Source organism: Arthrobacter sp. NPDC080082 (genome assembly GCF_040686595.1).
Taxonomy (GTDB): domain Bacteria; phylum Actinomycetota; class Actinomycetes; order Actinomycetales; family Micrococcaceae; genus Arthrobacter.
On record NZ_JBFBKQ010000004.1, the window covers coordinates 257,147 to 273,894 of the forward strand.

The following is a 16,748-nucleotide window of genomic DNA, read 5'->3' on the forward strand; positions in this document are numbered from 1 at the left end:
CTAGAAGACCATGGGCGGGGCGTGCAGCACGGTCTCGTCCACGCGCCGCTCCACCCACTGGCTGAACGGCTTGTCGAGTTCGTACTTCCCGTCCCCGGTGCGGTGCAGGGTGCGCAGCTCGGCGTTGTCCGGGTTGTTCAACGACTCGAAGTACTCCACGGACCAGTGGAACCAGCGCATGCAGAACAGCCGCATGGTCAGCCCGTGCGTAACGAACAGGGCGTTGGGCGCGTAGTCCGGTTTGGACCAGTGCCGGTACAGGGTCTCCATGAACGAGGAGATCCGGTCGTAGACATCGGACCCGGACTCGCCCTCGCGGAACCGGTAGAAGAAGTGCCCGTAGGCGTTCCGGAGCTCCTTCTGGTCCTCGATGTCACCGGCGATCTGGAAGTTCGCCCAGTCCTGCTCCCGCAGCCGGGGCTCCTCGATGACCCGCTCGGTCAGGTTGCCCAGGTCCAGCGCTTCGAGGGTCTGGTAGGCACGCAGATAGGGGGAGACGTAGACGCAGACCTGCTGCCCGTCCAGCTGGCGGCGGAGTTCGACGCCGGCGGCCCGGGCCTGCTCGACGCCCAGATCGGTCAGCGGGATGCGGTAATCGGGCACCCGGTTGTAGATGGAGGTGTCGGCATTGGCGGCGGACTGGCCGTGCCGGATCATCAGGATTTTCCCGGGCGCGCTCACAGCCCCAGCTTAGGCGCGTCCGGCCAACTCCCGGCAACGGCAGGCAAGATAGGACCATGCTGGTTACCTCCCGCCGCCGTGTGCGGTTCGAAGTATGGATTGTGCTGGGACTCTCGCTGGGGCAGTCGGCGGTGTACTCGGTGGTGCAGTTGCTGGACAAGCTCTCGCAGGCGCCGCTGGCCCAGGGGACCTCAACGCTGAACCGCTCCCAGAGCAGCCGCGAGTACTTCGACCTGACCTACCAGCTGCTGGACATCGCCTTCGCGCTCGTCCCCGTGCTGCTGGTGCTCTACTTCCTCACCGGTCCCCGCGAGCCGGGGACCCCCGGCGGCTCGGCATTCCGGAAGCTCGGGTTCGATTTCGCACGCCCCGGAAAGGACCTGCTGCAGGGTGTGGGCCTGTTCCTGCTGATCGGCATCCCGTCGCTGGGCCTCTATGCCGCCGGCCGGGCCCTGGGCATCACGACGGCGATCATCCCGAGCGCGCTGGGCACCTACTGGTGGACCGTGCCCGTCCTGGTCCTCTCCGCCATCCGGCACGGGATCGTCGAGGAGGTGATCGTGGTGGGATACCTGCTGGACCGGTTCGGTAAACTCGGCTGGCGGCTGCCGGCGGCCATCGCCGCGAGCTCAATCCTGCGCGGCAGCTACCACCTGTACCAGGGGTTCGGGCCGTTCATCGGCAACGCCATCATGGGCGTCATCTTCGCCCTGGTCTACACCCGGACCCGGCGGGTGATGCCGCTGGTGATCGCGCACGCGCTGCTGGACATCGTGGCGTTCGTGGGCTTCAGCCTGTTCGGCAAGGCGGTCGGCCTGGGCTGAGGCTTCTGGGATTCCTGCGGAGACGTGTCCTGCGGTGCCCTGACCCGCACGACGAGGCGGGGAGCGGCTTAAAGAGTTTCGGCCCCCGGCGGCGGGTGGCGTCATTGACACCCGCGGCCGGCGGCCGAAGTTGTGGCGGGCCGAAGCCCTAGATGGTGACGGCTCCGGAAGCGGTCTCGAAGGTGACCGAGAGGATGCCCGGCGTGCCGTGCGGGGCCTGCCAGTTCACGGCCACGTCCTCCAGCGGCTTCTCCACCGGTTCGCCCAGCCACTCGGTGACCCGCTGCGCGGAGCCCGCGATGGTCAGCTCGGACATCTTCACCGAGCTCTCGTAGGCGTTGGACGGGTGCAGGGCCGGGTCGCCCTCCCACTTGAGCATGTAGGGCACCTGCGGATCCGCGATCAGGCCCAGGATGCCGATCTGCTTCCAGACCAGTTCACGGCCATCGGGGAACTTGCGGTTGCCGTTGACCGCGGCGCGGCCCAGGCGTTCCTCGAAGGGTGCCAGGTCGTCGACCTCAACGCACCAGCCCATCCAGCCGCCGCCGGCGGCGGAGCGGGCGCGGACCGCCTGGCCGAACGGTGCCTTGTCCGACGCCGGGTGGTCCAGGACCTCCACGACCTCCAGGTACTTGTGCCCGGCGAGGGGGATGATCATGTTGCGGGTGCCGAATCGGGGGTGCACGCCGCCCTTGACGGCCTCGACCCCGAGGGCCGTGGCGATACGGTCGGTGGTGGCCGCGAGGCCATCCTTTTCACAGGCGTAAGAGACGTGATCCATGCGCATGCCCTCATCTTGGCACTTTGTGATGGACCTCTCAGCTTAGGCTGTCCTAACCTCGCCGGCGCCGCCCGGAGGGTCCCCGTGCCGCCCGGCGCGGCCGGGGAAATCCGCCGGAGAAGCCGTCCCGGGGACCGGTTTCTTCATCTTTGTCACAAAGCTATCCGGACCGGTTTCCGGCTTCCTACACTGGGAGCAGGTCATGAGTGCCAGCGCCAAGCCCCGGCTCGCTGGCCGGCAACCCTCCTTGCGCGGTGGGGTGCCCCGGGTGAAGACCTGGCCCTCCGGCGACCGCCGGCGGGGCAAGCGCGGCGCCAGGGCCGTGACGATATTCCGGGACCTGCCAGCGGCGCAGGACCCGGGAGGCGGTGCCGTCCTGAGCCCAGTCACAGGAGACACCATGTCCAACGCCTGGTCCTTTGAAACCCGTCAGATTCACGCCGGCCAGCAGCCGGACGCCGCCACCGGCGCCCGTGCGCTGCCGATCTACCAGACGACGTCGTTCGTCTTCCCGAGCGCCGAGAGCGCCGCCAACCGGTTCGCCCTGGCCGAGCTCGCCCCCATCTACACCCGAATCGGCAACCCCACCCAGGACGCGGTCGAACAGCGCATCGCCAGCCTGGAGGGCGGCCTCGGCGCGCTGCTGCTCAGTTCCGGGCAGGCGGCGGAAACCTTCGCCATCCTCAACATCGCCGAGGCCGGGGACCACGTGGTGGCCAGCCCCAGCCTCTATGGCGGCACCTACAACCTGCTGGCCCACACTCTGAAGAAGTTCGGCATCTCCGTGACCTTCGTGGCGGACCCGGACAACCTGGACCAGTGGCGCGAGGCGGTGCAGCCGAACACCAAGCTGTTCTTCGGGGAGGTGGTCTCCAATCCGCGCCAGGACGTCCTGGACATCGAGGGAATCTCGGACGTGGCCCACCAGGCAGGGGTGCCGCTGATCGTGGACAACACCCTCGCCACCCCGTACCTGATCCGGCCGCTGGAGTGGGGCGCGGACATCGTGGTGCACTCGGCCACGAAGTACCTGGGCGGCCACGGCTCGGCGATCGCCGGTGTGATCGTGGACTCCGGGAAGTTCGACTTCGGCGCGGACCCGGAGCGGTACCCCGGCTTCAACACCCCCGACCCCAGCTACAACGGCCTGGTCTACGCCCGGGACCTGGGCGCGGACGGCGCACTGGGGGCCAACCTCTCCTACATCCTCAAGGCCCGGGTCCAGCTGCTGCGCGACCTCGGCTCCGCCGTCGCGCCCTTCAACGCCTTCCTGATCGCCCAGGGCATCGAGACGCTGAGCCTGCGGGTGGAGCGGCACGTCGCCAACGCCACCCGGGTGGCCGAATGGCTGGAGGGCCGGGAGGACGTCGAATCGGTCGCCTACGCGGGGCTGCCCTCGAGCCCCTGGTACGAGCGCGGCCGGAAGTACGGTCCCCGCGGTACGGGCGCCGTCGTCTCCTTCGTCATCGCCGGGGGAGTGGAGGCCGGCAAGCGCTTCGTCGATGCCCTGGAGCTGCACTCGCACGTGGCGAACATCGGCGACGTGCGCTCGCTGGTGATCCACCCGGCGTCGACCACGCACAGCCAGCTCAGCCCGGAGCAGCAGGCGGTGGCGGGCGTCCACCCGGGCCTGGTCCGGCTCTCGGTGGGCCTGGAGCACATCGACGACATCCTGGCGGACCTCGACGCCGGCTTCCGCGCCGCGAAGACCGGCTAGGTCCGGGACCCCTGCCGGATTTCCCCACCTTTGCGGGCCCGACGGCGGCCGGCGCGGCGTGTCCGCGGCGACCCGCCCGCCTTGGCCTTCAAAGGTGGGGAAACGGGGCGGCGGGGCGGGCGGCTGTCACATGGAAGTCACAATCTTCGCCACGACGCCGCCCTCTTTCGTAGACTCGGTGCAGGTCATGAGTGCCAGCGACAGCCCCGGCTTGCTGGCCGGCAACCCTCCTTTTGCGGCGGGGTGCCCCGGGTGAAGACCTGGCCTGCCGGTCAATTGACGGCAGGCAAGCGCGAAGTGAGGTCTTTTAACATGACGATTGCCGTCACCCGAACGGGTGTACCCGCCACCAGCCCCGCAGCAGGAAACGCCGCCGCCCCCGAAGGCACCGTGCGGTACCTGTCCGTCGGCGCCCTGGAACTCGAATCCGGCGCCGTCCTGCCGGACGTGGTGCTGGCCTACGAGACCTGGGGCACCCTGAACGCGGACGCCTCCAACGCCGTTCTGATCGAGCACGCCCTGACCGGGGACACCCACGTCACCCGCGGCGCCGGCGGGGAGCCTGGCTGGTGGGAACAGCTCGCCGGCCCCGGCGCGCCCGTGGACACGGACCGGTACTTCGTGGTGTCCATCAACATCCTCGGCGGCTGCTACGGCTCCACCGGCCCGTCCACGCCGGCGCCCGACGGCCGGCCCTGGGGATCCCGCTTCCCCCTCGTCACCCTGCGCGACAGCACCGCCGCCGAGGCCCGGCTGGCCGACGCGCTGGGCATCCACCGATGGCACGCCGTGCTCGGCGGCTCCCTCGGCGGCGCCCGGGCCCTGGAGTGGGCCGTCAGCTACCCGGAACGCGTGCGCCGCTGCGCCGTGATCGCCGTCGGCGCCTACAGCACCGCCGAACAGATCGCCTTCGCCCAGGCCCAGACCCTCGCGATCCGTCAGGACCCGCGCTTCAATGGCGGCGACTACTACGGCGGCCCCGAGCCGCATGAGGGCCTGGCGCTGGCCCGGCGGATCGCGCACATCACCTACCGCTCGGCCGCCGAACTGGAGGGCCGCTTCGGCCGGACCGGTCAGGACGGCGAGACACCGCTCGCGCCCGGGCCGCTGTCCGGCCGCGGCCGCTACCAGGTGGAGAGCTACCTGGACCACCAGGGCAATAAACTGGTGCAGCGCTTCGACGCCAACAGCTACATCGCGATCACCGAAGCGCTGATGAGCCACGACGTCGCCCGTGGCCGCGGAAACCTGCAGCAGGCGCTCGCCGGGGCTACCGCCGAGTTCTTCATCGCCGCCGTGGACTCGGACCGGCTGTACTTTCCCGAACAGTCCCGGGAGCTCGCGGCGGCCCTGCCGGGGGAGGTGCCCATGCACGTCATCTCGGCCCCGATCGGCCACGACGGGTTCCTGACCGAGATCGGCCAGCTCGGCGGCGTCCTCCGGGAGGCGTTCTTCGCCTGAGCATCAAGGCTTCTTCGCTGGCTCTTGCCGGGGACTGGTGTGCAATTTTGCAGATAGGCTCTGCGCGATTGGTCGTTGAGGCTGCGGCGGTGACACTCCATACTCGTGGAGAATGACCGCGTGTGGTCCAACTCACACGGAGTCAGCCCAGTAAGCCGCAGGGTGTCGATGGCGACACCGAAGGAGTTCTTATGAGCACGGAAAACGCCGCCGCGAGGCGCGCAGAGGAAACCGACGTCAAGGCGTCCGGCCTCAAGAAAGTCGTCGCCGCCTCCATGGCCGGCACGGTGGTGGAGTGGTACGAATTCTTCCTCTACGCCTCCGCCGCAACCCTGGTCTTCGGCAAGGCCTTCTTCCCCAATTCCCAGACCGAACTGGACGGCATCCTGGCCGCCTTCCTGACCTACGCGGTCGGCTTCGTCGCCCGCCCCATCGGCGGCATCGTCTTCGGCCACTTCGGTGACAAGTTCGGGCGCAAGCAGCTGCTGCAGCTGAGCATCATCCTGGTGGGTGTCTCCACCTTCCTGATGGGCTGCCTGCCCACCTTCGCCCAGATCGGCTACTGGGCTCCGGCCCTGCTGGTCTTCCTGCGCTTCGCCCAGGGCTTCGCCGTCGGCGGTGAGTGGGGCGGCGCCGTCCTGCTGGTGGCCGAGCACAGCCCCAGCAAGTCCCGCGGCTTCTGGGCCAGCTGGCCGCAGTCCGCCGTGCCGCTGGGTAACCTCTTCGCCACCGCGGTGCTGTTCATCCTCTCCTCGGTCCTGTCCTCCGCCGACTTCCTCGGCTGGGGTTGGCGTGTGGCCTTCTGGCTCTCCGCCGTGATCGTCCTGATCGGCTACTACATCCGCACCAAGGTCAACGATGCGCCGATCTTCCTCGAGGCCCGCAAGGAAGTCGAAGCCGGCCACAAGGGCTACGGCGTTGCCGAGGTCTTCCGCCGCTACCCCCGCGGCGTCTTCACCGCCATGGGCCTGCGCTTCGCGGAGAACATCCTCTACTACCTCGTGGTCACCTTCTCCATCACCTACCTGAAGACCGTGGTCCACGCCGACACCACCCGCATCCTCATGCTGCTGCTGATCGCCCACGCCATTCACTTCTCTGTGGTTCCGATGGTGGGCCGGCTGTCCGACCGCCTGGGCCGCCGCCCGGTCTACATGGCCGGCGCCGTCCTCGGTGCCACCTGGGGCTTCTTCGCCTTCCCGATGATGGACACCGGCAACGACTTCATCATCCTTGCCTCGGTCATCATCGGCCTGCTGTTCCACGCCCTGATGTACGCCGGCCAGCCGGCCATCATGGCCGAGATGTTCCCGACCCGGATGCGCTACTCCGGCGTCTCCCTCGGCTACCAGGTGACCTCGATCGTGGCCGGTTCGCTCGCCCCGATCATCGCAGTGGCGTTGCTGGGCGAGTACAAGTCCTCCGTCCCGGTTGCCATCTACCTGGCGATCGCCTGCGCGATCACCGCCGTCGCGGTGCTCTTCCTGAAGGAAACCCGCGGCATCTCCCTGCACGACGTCGACGCCGCCGACGCCCAGGGCACGGCCGACCTCCTTGCCGCAGGCAAAAAATAGCAGGCAAGACGTAACGAACGACCAGCTTCACCGGCAGCCCCCGTCCCCGCACCGCGGGACGGGGGCTGCCGCTGTTCGGGGCTATCCCGTCAGCACGTCCTGCCGCTCGGCGATCTCGGCCCGGAGGGCGGCCAGCACGGCCTGCACCGGTGCCGAGCGGAGCGACTCGGCCCGCGCGGCGGCCCAGATGGGGAGCTGGCGCTGGAAGTCGGCCGGCAGGACCGGGACGAAGCCCTCCTTGCCCGCCACCAGGAAGTTCGGCAGCAGCCCGATCCCGGCCGCCCGCCGGACCGCCTCCAGCTGGGCGAAAATGCTGGTGGCCTGGAAGCTTGACCGTGGCAACGGCAGCTGCGTTGAGCGGTGGCCCAGCTCGGCCACCTGCAGGGCGGACTCCACGTAGGAGACGAAGCCGTGCCGGCGCACGTCGTCGAGCGTCTCCGGCGTCCCGTGTTCGCGGACGTACTGCGGGCTGGCGTACAGCCGCAGGAAGTAGTTGGCCAGGAAGATCGTCTGGGCGCTGCTGACCTCCAGATTGCCCACCACCACCTCCAGGTCCACACCCGAGCGGTTCTGGCTGACCTTGCGGGTGGCGCTGAGCACCTCCACGTTCAGCTGCGGGTGCTCGCGCTGCAGCCGGACCAGAGCCGGCGTGACGAACTCGGCGCCGAAACCGTCGGGGGTGCTGATCCGGACCAGCCCGGCCAGCACGTCATCCCGCCGGGCGATCCGGCCGCTGAGCGCGCCCAGGGTGCCCTCGATCGCCTCCGCCGCCGCCACCGCCTGGCCGCCGAGTTCGGTCAGTTCCCAGCCCTGCGGGGTGCGCTCGAGGGTCCGGCCGCCCAGCTGTTTGTCCAGCGCCAGGATCCGGCGGGAGATGGTGGTGTGCGTGGTGCCCAGGGTCTCCGCGACGGCGTTGAAACGGCCCAGCCGCGCCACGGTCAGCAGGATCAGCAGGTCATCGGGGCTGGGCAGGCGGTTCACGGTCCGGGCCTCTCGGTGCTTCGGATGCTATGTGCATGGCTGCACATGGCATCTTCACTTTTTTGTCTTGATTGCACTGTAACAGGGTGTGATGGTGGACACAGTGCCCCGCCGAAGCGCGGGGAGTTCCGCACGGAACCATCAGCCACACCAAGCAAAGGAGCTTTAGCCATGGCAGTTGTCGCCTGGATCGGACTGGGAAACATGGGCGGATTCATGTCCGTCAACCTCGCCAAGGCCGGACACGAGGTCCGCGGATTCGACCTCAACCCGGACGCCGTCGCCGCCGCCGAGGCCGGGGGAGTGACCCCCGCCGGCAGCATCGCCGAGGCCGTCAAGGGCGCCGACGTCGTCTTCACCATGCTGCCCAAGGGCGAGCACGCCCGCGCCGTCTACCTCGGCGAGGACGGCGTCCTGGCCCATGCGGACGCCACAACCCTGCTGGTGGATTCCTCCACGATTGACATCGCCTCCGCGCAGGCCCTGCACGACGCCGCGGCCGAGGCCGGCTTCCGCTTCGTCGACGCCCCGGTTTCCGGCGGCATCAGCGGCGCCAAGGCCGCCACCCTGACCTTCATGATCGGCGGCAAGCCCGACGCCGTCGCCGACGCCACCGAGTTCATCCGGCCGATGGCCGCGAACATCATCCCCACCGGCGGCGCCACCACCGGCCAGGCCGCCAAGATCTGCAACAACCTGATGCTCTTCATCAACCTCGCCTCCACCGCCGAGGGCGCCGTCCTGGCCGACCGGCTGGGCCTGGACAAGCAGGTCTTCTGGGACATCGCCTCCGTCTCCTCCGGCGACAGCTGGGCGCTGCGCACCTGGTACCCGGTGGCCGGCGTCGTTTCGACCGCCGCATCCAACAACGACTTCGCCCCCACCTTCACCGCGGAACTGGCCAATAAGGACATCGGACTGGCCATCAGCGCCGCCCAGGACACCGGCACCCCGCTGGAGATCGGCCAGCACGTCCAGCAGCTCTTCCAGCGGCTGATCGACGGCGGCCAGTCCGGCACCGACTGCTCCGCGATCGTGAAGCTGGTCGACGGCTCCTTCGAAGCCGCCAAGTAGCGCCGGAACCCCCCAAGAAAGAGAACCACCATGGAACGCATTCCCCACGTCATCAACGGCGAACTGGTCTCCGACGCCGAGCGCTACGGCCCCGTCTTCAACCCGGCCACCGGCGAGCAGAAGAAGGAAGTCGCCCTCGCCTCCGCCGCCCGGGTCGAGGAAGCCATCGCGGCCGCCCGCGCCGCCCTGCCCGGCTGGCGCGCCACCAGCCTGGCCCGCCGCACCGCCATCTTCTTCCGGGTCCGCGAGCTGCTGATGCAGCGCCGGCCGGAGCTGGCCGCGTTGCTGACCAGCGAGCACGGCAAGGTCCTCTCCGACGCGGAGGGCGAGATCACCCGCGGCCTCGAGAACATCGAGTTCGCCACCGGGCTCTCCCATGCCCTCAAGGGCGAACGCTCCGAGCAGGTTTCCGGCGGCGTCGACGTCCATTCCGTCCGCCAACCCGTCGGCGTCGTCGCCTGCATCACCCCGTTCAACTTCCCCGCCATGGTGCCGCTGTGGATGATTGGCAGCGCCCTGGCCTGCGGCAACACCGTGCTGCTCAAGCCCAGCGAGAAGGACCCGTCCTCCGCCGTCTTCATCGCGCAGGTCTTCGCCGAGGCGGGGCTGCCCGCCGGCGTCCTGAATGTGGTGCACGGCGATAAGGAGGCCGTGGACGTGCTGCTGGAACACCCGCACGTGAAGGCCGTCAGCTTCGTCGGGTCGACGCCGATCGCCCAGTCCATCTACAAGCGCGCCGCCGACCACGGCAAGCGCGTCCAGGCCCTCGGCGGCGCCAAGAACCACATGGTGGTCCTCCCGGACGCAGACCTGGACATGGCCGCCGACGCCGCGGTTTCCGCCGCCTACGGCTCGGCCGGTGAGCGCTGCATGGCCGTCAGCGTGCTGGTGGCCGTCGGCAACATTGCCGACGACCTGGTCGGCGCGATCAAGACCCGGATGGCCACCCTGAAGATCGGTCCCGGCACCGACCCGGCCTCGCAGATGGGGCCGCTGATCACCGCCGAGCACCGCGACAAGGTCGCATCGTACGTGGCGGGCGCCGCGGACGAGGGCGCCTCCGTGGTGGTGGACGGCCGCGAGCAGGAGTTCGACTCCAACGGCTTCTTCATCGGCGTCAGCCTGATCGACCACGTCAAGCCCGGCATGAAGGTCTACGACGACGAGATCTTTGGCCCCGTGCTCTCCGTCGTCCGGGTCGAGACCTACGCCGACGCGGTGCAGTTGGTCAACGACAACGAGTTCGGCAACGGTGTGGCGATCTTCACCCGCGACGGCGGAGCGGCGCGCCAGTTCGAGTTCGACGTCGAGGCCGGCATGGTGGGCGTCAACGTCCCGATCCCGGTGCCGGTAGGGACCTTCTCCTTCGGCGGCTGGAAGAACTCGCTCTTCGGCGACACCCACATGTACGGGCCCGAAAGCATCCGCTTCTACACCCGCGGCAAGGTGGTCACCACCCGCTGGCCCGACCCCTCCACCTCGGTGATCGACCTGGGCTTCCCTCAGGTCGACTAGGGCAGCGGACCCGTCGCGATCAGCCCTTCATGATCTCCGCGCGCCGGGCCATGTAATCCTCCATGGCAAGCTCGCCGTTGCTGTACATCTGGTCCAGCTCGGCGAGCTTGCGGGCGCGGTAGCCCTGCGCGTTCGACGACGGCGGCAGGACCGGGGGCACGTCCTGCGGCTGCGGGGCGGGCCGGGGCGGGTTGTTCCGGTACTGTTCGCTGTCCTCGTAGGGGACCGGCGGCTGCGGCGCGGGGGACTGGTTGGCGGGGTACGGGCTGCCCGGGTACTGGCTACCCTGGGCAGGATTTCCGGGGTACTGCTGGCCGGCGGGGTACTGGTTTCCCGGGTACTGCTCAGGGTAGGGCTGGCCGGCGGGCGGCTGCGGGGGATTGAGCTGGCCGAAGCCGCCGTAGTAGTCCCGCTGGGTGAAGCCGTCCCGCGGCTGGTTGCTCTCGCCGGGCCCCGGGCCGGTGCCGGGGAAACCTCCGAAGCCGCCCGGCATGCCCTGGTACGGGCCCTGGTCCCGGTTCTTGTTCTGCACCGAGCGCCGGTAGTAGCGCATGGCGGCAGGAATCACGAGGGACAGGATGATGATCCAGAAGAAAATACTCACGGTACCGGGCCTCTCAGAAGATGATCTCCCAGCTTAACGCCCGGCACCCGCGGCCGGTGCCGGACTCAGGACCGCAGGGCGTCGGCGGCGTCCGCGCTGCCGACCGAACCCCCGGCGGCACCGGTCCCGGTGCCCTTGGGGCCCTCACCGGAGCCCAGCGGCACGCCGGGACCGAACACCGGCCCCGCCAGCGGACGCTTGGCGGTGATGCCGTCGCCGGAGGAGCGGTGCCGCAGCCGGCGCACCACCCACGGCACGAAGTGCTCCCGGGCCCAGATCAGGTCCCCGGTGCGCGCCTCGCGCCACGTCTGCGGCGGCAGCGGCTTGGGGGAGAGAGGTTCCAGGGTGTGCCGGACGTTCAGGGAATCGAGCACCATCGCGGCGATCGTGTGGTGGCCCAGCGGGGAGAAGTGCAGCCGGTCCGCATCCCACATCTGAGGGTCGCTCAGCTGCCGGAGGGACCACATGTCCGCGATGACCGCGTCGTGCCGGGCCGCCACCGTCCGGAGGTTCTCGTTGTAGATCGCCACCTTGCTCCGGATCCGGCCCAGCACCGAGGACCCCGTGTCGGGGCCGTTGAACAGCACCACCGTGGCGCCGTTCAGGCTCAGGATCTGCACCACCGAGTCCAGCCGCTCGGCCAGCACGTCGGGGTCGCCGCCGGGGCGGATCAGGTCGTTGCCGCCGGCGGAGAGGGTGACCAGGTCCGGCTTCAGCGAGAGGCAGTTGGCGAGCTGCTGGTCCACGATCTGCTGCAGCAACCGGCCGCGCACCGCCAGGTTGGCGTAGGCGAAGTCGTCGTGCCCCCGGCTGAGTTCCTCGGCCACTCGGTCCGCCCAGCCGCGGTGGCCGCCGGGGCTTGCGGGTTCCGGATCGCCGATCCCCTCGGTGAAGGAATCGCCCATCGCCACGTAGCGGGTCCAGGGGTGGTTGACCGTGCGGTCCGGATCGTTCTCCGTTGCTTTTGTTTCGCTCACCGTTCCATCCTGCCCCCTGCCCCGCAAATCGCGCCACCGTCGCATGTTACTGATTGGTAACTGCAAGAATGGAGCCATGACTGACGCCGCCGGCTACCCGGCAACCTTTCCCGAACCCGTCGTCCTCTGGTCCCGGCCCGAATCCGAGCGGGCCGGGCGGCCCCTGCTGGTGCTGCTGCACGGCTACGGCGCCAACGAACAGGACCTGATGAGCCTCGCGGACATGCTGCCGCAGGAGTTCGTCGTGGCCGCGCTGCGGGCACCGCTGCCCACCGGCCCCGGCTTCACGTGGTTCCCGCTGACGGCGTCCATCGAGTACTCCCTCGACGCGGTCAAGGAAGCCGCCGCCTACGCCGAGCACTGGATCGACTCGGTCAGCGGGGAACACCCGTCGGTGACGCTGCTGGGCTTCTCGATGGGGATGGCCCTGGCCACCACGCTGCTGCGCCGCCGCCCCGGGGCCTACGCCGCCGTCGTCGGCCTCTCCGGCTTCGCCGTGGACGCCGCCGGTGACCCCACCTTCCACGACGCCGATCTGGATGGCACCGTTCCGATGTTCTGGGGGCGGGACCAGCAGGACCCGGTGATCACCCCGGACAAGATCGAATTCACCATGGGCTGGGTGCGCAGGCACGTCAAGCTCACCAAGGTGCTCTATACGGGCATGTGGCACGGCATCAACCAGCAGGAGGTGGGCCATGTGGGGGAGTTCCTCACCCACGAGGTGCTCACCGCCTAGGGGACTGCCGTGACGCCGCGCTAGGCTCCCGCGGGGGTGCTGATCCGGACCGACTCGCCGTTGACCGTGACCACGTCGCCGTGGTGCAACTGCCGGCCGCGGCGCTCCTCGATCTCCCCGTTGACCTTCACAAGCCCGTTCTTGATCAGCTCCGCCGCTTCCACCCCGTCCTCGACCAGGCTGGCCAGCTTCAACAGCTGCCCCAGCCGGATCATCTCGTCGCGGATCGGGACCTCATCAATTTCCGGGTTGCTCATACAAGCAATAATGCCTGACCAAAGGTGCCACCAATGACCCACACGCCCCGGCTGCCGCTGCCGCTCGGACTCCTCGCCGCCGTCACCGCCGGCCTCCTGGTCCCCGTCCAGGCCCGCGTCAACGGCGCCCTCGGCACGGCGCTCGCCGACGGCCTCGCCGCCGCTGTGGTGAGCTTCACCACCGGCCTGATCCTGATGATCGCCATCTCCCTGGCGCTGCCCAGGGGCAGGGCAGGGCTGGCGGAGGTGCTGCCGGCCCTGCGGGAACGCCGCTTCCCCCGCTACTACGTGCTGGCTGGTGCCATCGGCGGACTCTTCGTCTTCGCCCAGTCCTTCACCGTGGGCCTGCTCGGCGTGGCGCTGTTCACCGTCGCCGCCGTCACCGGCCAGACCCTCAGCGGCCTGCTGGTGGACCGGATGGGCATCGGCCCGGCGGGCAAGCGGCCCATCACCGGCATCCGAGTCCTCGGCAGCGTCCTCACCGTCGCCGCCGTCGCCTGGGCCGTCTCACCCCGGTTCTCCGGGGGCGACGGCGCCCTCGACCCGCTGCAGCTCATCCTCCCGGTGCTGCTGCCCGTGCTGGCCGGTTTCCTGATGAGTTTCCAGCAGGCGATGAACGGCACCGCCACCGTCCACTACGGCACCCCCATCACCGCCACCCTGGTGAACTTCATCGCCGGCAGCGTGCTGCTGTGGCTGGCCTGGGCTATCAAATTGGCCATCGCCGGGGCTGGCAACGGCCTGCCCGGACAGTGGTGGTACTACCTCGGCGGCCCGATGGGCTGCATCTTCATCGCCGTCGCCGCGTTCCTGGTCCGCAGCCTGGGCGTGCTGGTCACCGGCCTCGGCATGATCGCCGGGCAGCTCCTCGGCTCGCTCGGCCTGGACCTCGCGCTGCCGGCCCCCGGCACCGTCGTCGCCCTCCCCACCGTGCTGGGCACCCTGCTCACCCTCGCCGCGATCGTCCTGGCCAGCCTGCCCTGGTCCCGGAACGCGCTGAAACGGTAGGGGCCACACGGGTAGGCTAGGACCTTGAATCACCCCGTTCGTACCACCCCGCCCGGCAACCAGCCGGTGACCCGGGGCCAACAGCGCGGACCGCACCCAGCGGCCCTGTAGAAAATGGAGTTCCCATGGCAGCAAAATCCGTACTCGACCAGATCATCTCCCTCGCCAAGCGACGGGGATTCGTCTTCCAGGCCGGCGAAATCTACGGAGGCTCACGCTCTGCCTGGGACTACGGTCCCCTCGGTGCCGAGCTGAAGGAAAACATCAAGCGGCAGTGGTGGCAGTCGGTCGTCCGCGGCCGCGAGGACGTCGTCGGCCTGGACTCCTCGGTCATCCTGCCCCGCCAGGTCTGGGAAGCCTCCGGCCACGTCGAGGTCTTCTCCGACCCGCTGGTCGAATGCCTCTCCTGCCACAAGCGCTACCGCGCCGACCACCTCGAGGAAGAGTACGAGGAGAAGAAGGGCCGCCCGGCCGAGAACGGCCTCAAGGACATCGTCTGCGCCAACTGCGGCACCCGCGGCCAGTGGACCGAGCCGCAGGAATTCTCCGGCCTGCTCAAGACCTACCTTGGCCCGGTGGCCAGCGAAGAGGGGCTGCACTACCTGCGCCCCGAAACCGCCCAGGGCATCTTCGTGAACTTCAACAACGTGCTCACCACCTCCCGGAAGAAGCCGCCGTTCGGCATCGGCCAGATCGGCAAGTCCTTCCGCAACGAGATCACGCCGGGCAACTTCATCTTCCGCACCCGCGAGTTTGAGCAGATGGAAATGGAATTCTTCGTCGAGCCGGGCACCGACGAGCAGTGGCACGAGTACTGGATGAAGGAGCGCATGGCCTGGTACACCGGCCTGGGCATCCGCGAGGAAAACCTGCGCTTCTTCGAACACCCCAAGGAAAAGCTCAGCCACTACTCCAAGGGCACCACGGACATCGAGTACCGCTTCGGCTTCTCCGGCTCCGAGTGGGGCGAGCTCGAGGGCATCGCCAACCGCACCGACTTCGACCTCTCCACCCACTCGAAGGCCTCCGGCCAGGACCTGAGCTACTTCAACCAGGCGACCAACGAGCGCTACACCCCGTACGTGATCGAGCCCGCCGCCGGCCTGACCCGGTCCTTCATGGCGTTCATGATCGACGCGTACGTCGAGGACGAGGCCCCCAACGCCAAGGGCGGCGTCGACATCCGCACCGTGCTCAAGCTGGACCCGCGCCTGGCCCCGGTCAAGGCCGCCGTCCTGCCGCTGAGCCGGAACGAGGACCTCTCGCCCAAGGCCAAGGACCTCGCCGCGCAGCTGCGCAAGAACTGGAACATCGACTTCGACGACGCCGGCGCGATCGGCCGCCGCTACCGCCGCCAGGACGAAATCGGCACCCCGTTCTGCATCACCGTGGACTTCGACACCCTCGAGGACCAGGCCGTCACCATCCGTGAGCGCGACACCATGAGCCAGGAGCGCGTCGCCCTGGACAAGGTGGAGGGCTACCTCGCCGCGCGGCTGATCGGCGCCTGAGCATGGCGATCGAGTACCGCCCCTGGCGCGACGGCGACGACCTGGCGCTGCTGGAAATCTGGGGCGGCCCGGAAACGGACCAGGCCCGGCAGTTCCGCGCCGCCCTGGCGCCCTCCAGCAACACCCCGTGGCGCCGCTGCATCGTGGCCGAGGACGTCGTCGACGGCGTGGCCATCCCGGTCGCGGCCGGCGTCGTGCACGAGGCCACGCTGCACCCGGAACGCCTCTGGGTGTACGTCGAGGTGGCGCGGGACCACCGCCGGGCCGGCATCGGCTCGACGTTGCTGGCCATGCTCCGGCACGAGGCCCAGCAGTCGCCCTCCGGCGTGACCCGGCTGCGGACCAAGGTTGAACCCGGCACCCCCGGCGCCGGCTTCGCCGAGGCCGCCGGCCTGACACCCATCCAGCGGTCCCGCCTGGTGGTGGTCGAACCCGGCGCCCTGAAGCTGCCCGTCTTCGGCGACGGCTCAGAGGCCGCGGCTTCCGAGCGGGTTGAGGACCTGGCCACCGGTTCGGTGGAACTGAGCGACGTCGTGGGCCGGTACTACACTGCCGTGCACCACTGGGACAGCCCGGGGGAGCTCAGCGTCGCCACGGTTCAGCGGCTGTTCCTCGATGACCTGACGGGGGCCCGCGGGGCGATCGTGCTGCGCGCACCGAAGGCCAGTGCCTTCGGCGCAGGCGTTCCGGCCAGCAGGAAGGGAAAGCTGCAGGCCTTCGCCGTCAGCTACGCGCAGGGCGCTCTGGAGACGGGTGCACTGGAGACGGGCACCCCCGATGCCGGCGCGGCCGGTGCGGGCGGGGCCGAGCCCTCGGACGTGTTCCTGGGCCACGACCCGGAGCTGTCCGCGGAGGACGCGCGGGCCGCCGTCCGGGACCTGCTGGCTCTGATCGCCTACCAGTACCCCGTGCTGCTGGAACTTGACGACTCGATGGAGGCGCTGACCGCCGTCGTCGAACCCCTGCTGGCGGCAGGCACCGCCCGGCTGGCCGAGGCGGATACGCTGATCCTCTCGGACCCCGCCTAAGCCGCCTTAAAATACA

At 69.3% G+C, this 16,748-nt stretch carries 16 protein-coding genes and 2 riboswitches; of the genes, 10 read left to right on the top strand and 6 right to left on the bottom strand.

Annotated features, from left to right (window positions below; translation table 11 throughout):
- Nucleotides 1-657 (bottom strand): histidine phosphatase family protein, encoded by a 657-nt coding sequence (locus AB0O44_RS10155; protein ID WP_364137315.1) that lies wholly within the window; start codon nt 655-657, stop codon nt 1-3.
- A gap of 80 nt (nt 658-737) precedes the next feature.
- Here AB0O44_RS10155 and AB0O44_RS10160 point away from each other — a divergent pair, with 80 nt between their 5' ends.
- Nucleotides 738-1,505 (top strand): type II CAAX endopeptidase family protein, encoded by a 768-nt coding sequence (locus tag AB0O44_RS10160; RefSeq protein WP_290258433.1) that lies wholly within the window; start codon nt 738-740, stop codon nt 1,503-1,505.
- Nucleotides 1,506-1,653: 148 nt separating this feature from the next.
- Here AB0O44_RS10160 and AB0O44_RS10165 read toward each other — a convergent pair whose 3' ends face one another.
- Nucleotides 1,654-2,292, bottom strand: coding sequence for a VOC family protein (locus tag AB0O44_RS10165; RefSeq protein WP_290258432.1), 639 nt, complete (start codon nt 2,290-2,292; stop codon nt 1,654-1,656).
- 192 nt (nt 2,293-2,484) lie between these two features.
- Nucleotides 2,485-2,601: riboswitch (SAM riboswitch) on the top strand.
- A gap of 85 nt (nt 2,602-2,686) precedes the next feature.
- Here AB0O44_RS10165 and AB0O44_RS10170 point away from each other — a divergent pair.
- From AB0O44_RS10170 to AB0O44_RS10180, 3 genes are all read left to right on the top strand, one after another.
- On the top strand, nt 2,687-4,003 hold the full coding sequence (locus tag AB0O44_RS10170; protein ID WP_364137025.1) for a bifunctional o-acetylhomoserine/o-acetylserine sulfhydrylase: 1,317 nt from the start codon (nt 2,687-2,689) through the stop codon (nt 4,001-4,003).
- A gap of 183 nt (nt 4,004-4,186) precedes the next feature.
- Nucleotides 4,187-4,302, top strand: a riboswitch (SAM riboswitch).
- Between the two features lie 13 nt (nt 4,303-4,315).
- Nucleotides 4,316-5,464, top strand: a complete 1,149-nt coding sequence (locus AB0O44_RS10175; protein WP_364137027.1) for a homoserine O-acetyltransferase — start codon at nt 4,316-4,318, stop codon at nt 5,462-5,464.
- A gap of 191 nt (nt 5,465-5,655) precedes the next feature.
- Complete coding sequence (locus AB0O44_RS10180) at nt 5,656-7,038, top strand: MFS transporter (protein ID WP_364137029.1); 1,383 nt, start codon at nt 5,656-5,658, stop codon at nt 7,036-7,038.
- A gap of 81 nt (nt 7,039-7,119) precedes the next feature.
- On the opposite strand, the gene AB0O44_RS10185 is transcribed toward AB0O44_RS10180, so the two are convergent.
- Nucleotides 7,120-8,019, bottom strand: a complete 900-nt coding sequence (locus tag AB0O44_RS10185; protein WP_364137031.1) for a LysR family transcriptional regulator — start codon at nt 8,017-8,019, stop codon at nt 7,120-7,122.
- 171 nt (nt 8,020-8,190) lie between these two features.
- Here AB0O44_RS10185 and mmsB point away from each other — a divergent pair, with 171 nt between their 5' ends.
- Both mmsB and AB0O44_RS10195 read left to right on the top strand, forming a co-directional pair.
- A complete protein-coding gene (gene mmsB, locus AB0O44_RS10190) occupies nt 8,191-9,093 on the top strand; it encodes a 3-hydroxyisobutyrate dehydrogenase (RefSeq protein ID WP_364137033.1) in 903 nt (300 codons plus the stop codon).
- Nucleotides 9,094-9,123: 30 nt separating this feature from the next.
- Nucleotides 9,124-10,608, top strand: a complete 1,485-nt coding sequence (locus AB0O44_RS10195) for a CoA-acylating methylmalonate-semialdehyde dehydrogenase (RefSeq protein WP_364137035.1) — start codon at nt 9,124-9,126, stop codon at nt 10,606-10,608.
- A 19-nt stretch (nt 10,609-10,627) separates the two neighbouring features.
- On the opposite strand, the gene AB0O44_RS10200 is transcribed toward AB0O44_RS10195, so the two are convergent.
- Complete coding sequence (locus AB0O44_RS10200; RefSeq protein WP_364137037.1) at nt 10,628-11,212, bottom strand: hypothetical protein; 585 nt, start codon at nt 11,210-11,212, stop codon at nt 10,628-10,630.
- A gap of 65 nt (nt 11,213-11,277) precedes the next feature.
- Complete coding sequence (locus AB0O44_RS10205) at nt 11,278-12,117, bottom strand: SGNH/GDSL hydrolase family protein (protein WP_364137317.1); 840 nt, start codon at nt 12,115-12,117, stop codon at nt 11,278-11,280.
- Nucleotides 12,118-12,265: 148 nt separating this feature from the next.
- On the opposite strand from AB0O44_RS10205, the gene AB0O44_RS10210 reads away from it, so the two are divergent.
- A complete protein-coding gene (locus AB0O44_RS10210; protein WP_364137039.1) occupies nt 12,266-12,928 on the top strand; it encodes a phospholipase in 663 nt (220 codons plus the stop codon).
- A gap of 20 nt (nt 12,929-12,948) precedes the next feature.
- Here the strand turns inward: AB0O44_RS10210 and AB0O44_RS10215 are convergent, their stop codons facing one another.
- Complete coding sequence (locus AB0O44_RS10215) at nt 12,949-13,185, bottom strand: RNA-binding S4 domain-containing protein (protein WP_290258422.1); 237 nt, start codon at nt 13,183-13,185, stop codon at nt 12,949-12,951.
- A gap of 33 nt (nt 13,186-13,218) precedes the next feature.
- Here AB0O44_RS10215 and AB0O44_RS10220 point away from each other — a divergent pair, with 33 nt between their 5' ends.
- From AB0O44_RS10220 to AB0O44_RS10230, 3 genes are all read left to right on the top strand, one after another.
- Nucleotides 13,219-14,193 carry a DMT family transporter gene (locus tag AB0O44_RS10220; RefSeq protein WP_364137041.1) on the top strand — a complete coding sequence of 325 codons (975 nt, stop codon included), beginning with the start codon at nt 13,219-13,221 and terminating at the stop codon, nt 14,191-14,193.
- Between the two features lie 125 nt (nt 14,194-14,318).
- A complete protein-coding gene (locus tag AB0O44_RS10225; RefSeq protein ID WP_364137043.1) occupies nt 14,319-15,704 on the top strand; it encodes a glycine--tRNA ligase in 1,386 nt (461 codons plus the stop codon).
- Nucleotides 15,705-15,706: 2 nt separating this feature from the next.
- Complete coding sequence (locus tag AB0O44_RS10230) at nt 15,707-16,732, top strand: GNAT family N-acetyltransferase (protein WP_364137045.1); 1,026 nt, start codon at nt 15,707-15,709, stop codon at nt 16,730-16,732.
- Nucleotides 16,733-16,748: the final 16 nt, after the last annotated feature.

What these genes read in the sequence shown, in the direction of transcription:
- AB0O44_RS10155 (WP_364137315.1), bottom strand. Translation starts at nt 657, where the DNA reads ATGATCCGGCACGGCCAGTCCGCCGCCAATGCCGACACCTCCATCTAC.
- AB0O44_RS10160 (WP_290258433.1), top strand. Translation starts at nt 738, where the DNA reads ATGCTGGTTACCTCCCGCCGCCGTGTGCGGTTCGAAGTATGGATTGTG.
- AB0O44_RS10165 (WP_290258432.1), bottom strand. Translation starts at nt 2,292, where the DNA reads ATGCGCATGGATCACGTCTCTTACGCCTGTGAAAAGGATGGCCTCGCG.
- AB0O44_RS10170 (WP_364137025.1), top strand. Translation starts at nt 2,687, where the DNA reads ATGTCCAACGCCTGGTCCTTTGAAACCCGTCAGATTCACGCCGGCCAG.
- AB0O44_RS10175 (WP_364137027.1), top strand. Translation starts at nt 4,316, where the DNA reads ATGACGATTGCCGTCACCCGAACGGGTGTACCCGCCACCAGCCCCGCA.
- AB0O44_RS10180 (WP_364137029.1), top strand. Translation starts at nt 5,656, where the DNA reads ATGAGCACGGAAAACGCCGCCGCGAGGCGCGCAGAGGAAACCGACGTC.
- mmsB (WP_364137033.1), top strand. Translation starts at nt 8,191, where the DNA reads ATGGCAGTTGTCGCCTGGATCGGACTGGGAAACATGGGCGGATTCATG.
- AB0O44_RS10195 (WP_364137035.1), top strand. Translation starts at nt 9,124, where the DNA reads ATGGAACGCATTCCCCACGTCATCAACGGCGAACTGGTCTCCGACGCC.
- AB0O44_RS10205 (WP_364137317.1), bottom strand. Translation starts at nt 12,117, where the DNA reads ATGGGCGATTCCTTCACCGAGGGGATCGGCGATCCGGAACCCGCAAGC.
- AB0O44_RS10210 (WP_364137039.1), top strand. Translation starts at nt 12,266, where the DNA reads ATGACTGACGCCGCCGGCTACCCGGCAACCTTTCCCGAACCCGTCGTC.
- AB0O44_RS10215 (WP_290258422.1), bottom strand. Translation starts at nt 13,185, where the DNA reads ATGAGCAACCCGGAAATTGATGAGGTCCCGATCCGCGACGAGATGATC.
- AB0O44_RS10220 (WP_364137041.1), top strand. Translation starts at nt 13,219, where the DNA reads ATGACCCACACGCCCCGGCTGCCGCTGCCGCTCGGACTCCTCGCCGCC.
- AB0O44_RS10225 (WP_364137043.1), top strand. Translation starts at nt 14,319, where the DNA reads ATGGCAGCAAAATCCGTACTCGACCAGATCATCTCCCTCGCCAAGCGA.
- AB0O44_RS10230 (WP_364137045.1), top strand. Translation starts at nt 15,707, where the DNA reads ATGGCGATCGAGTACCGCCCCTGGCGCGACGGCGACGACCTGGCGCTG.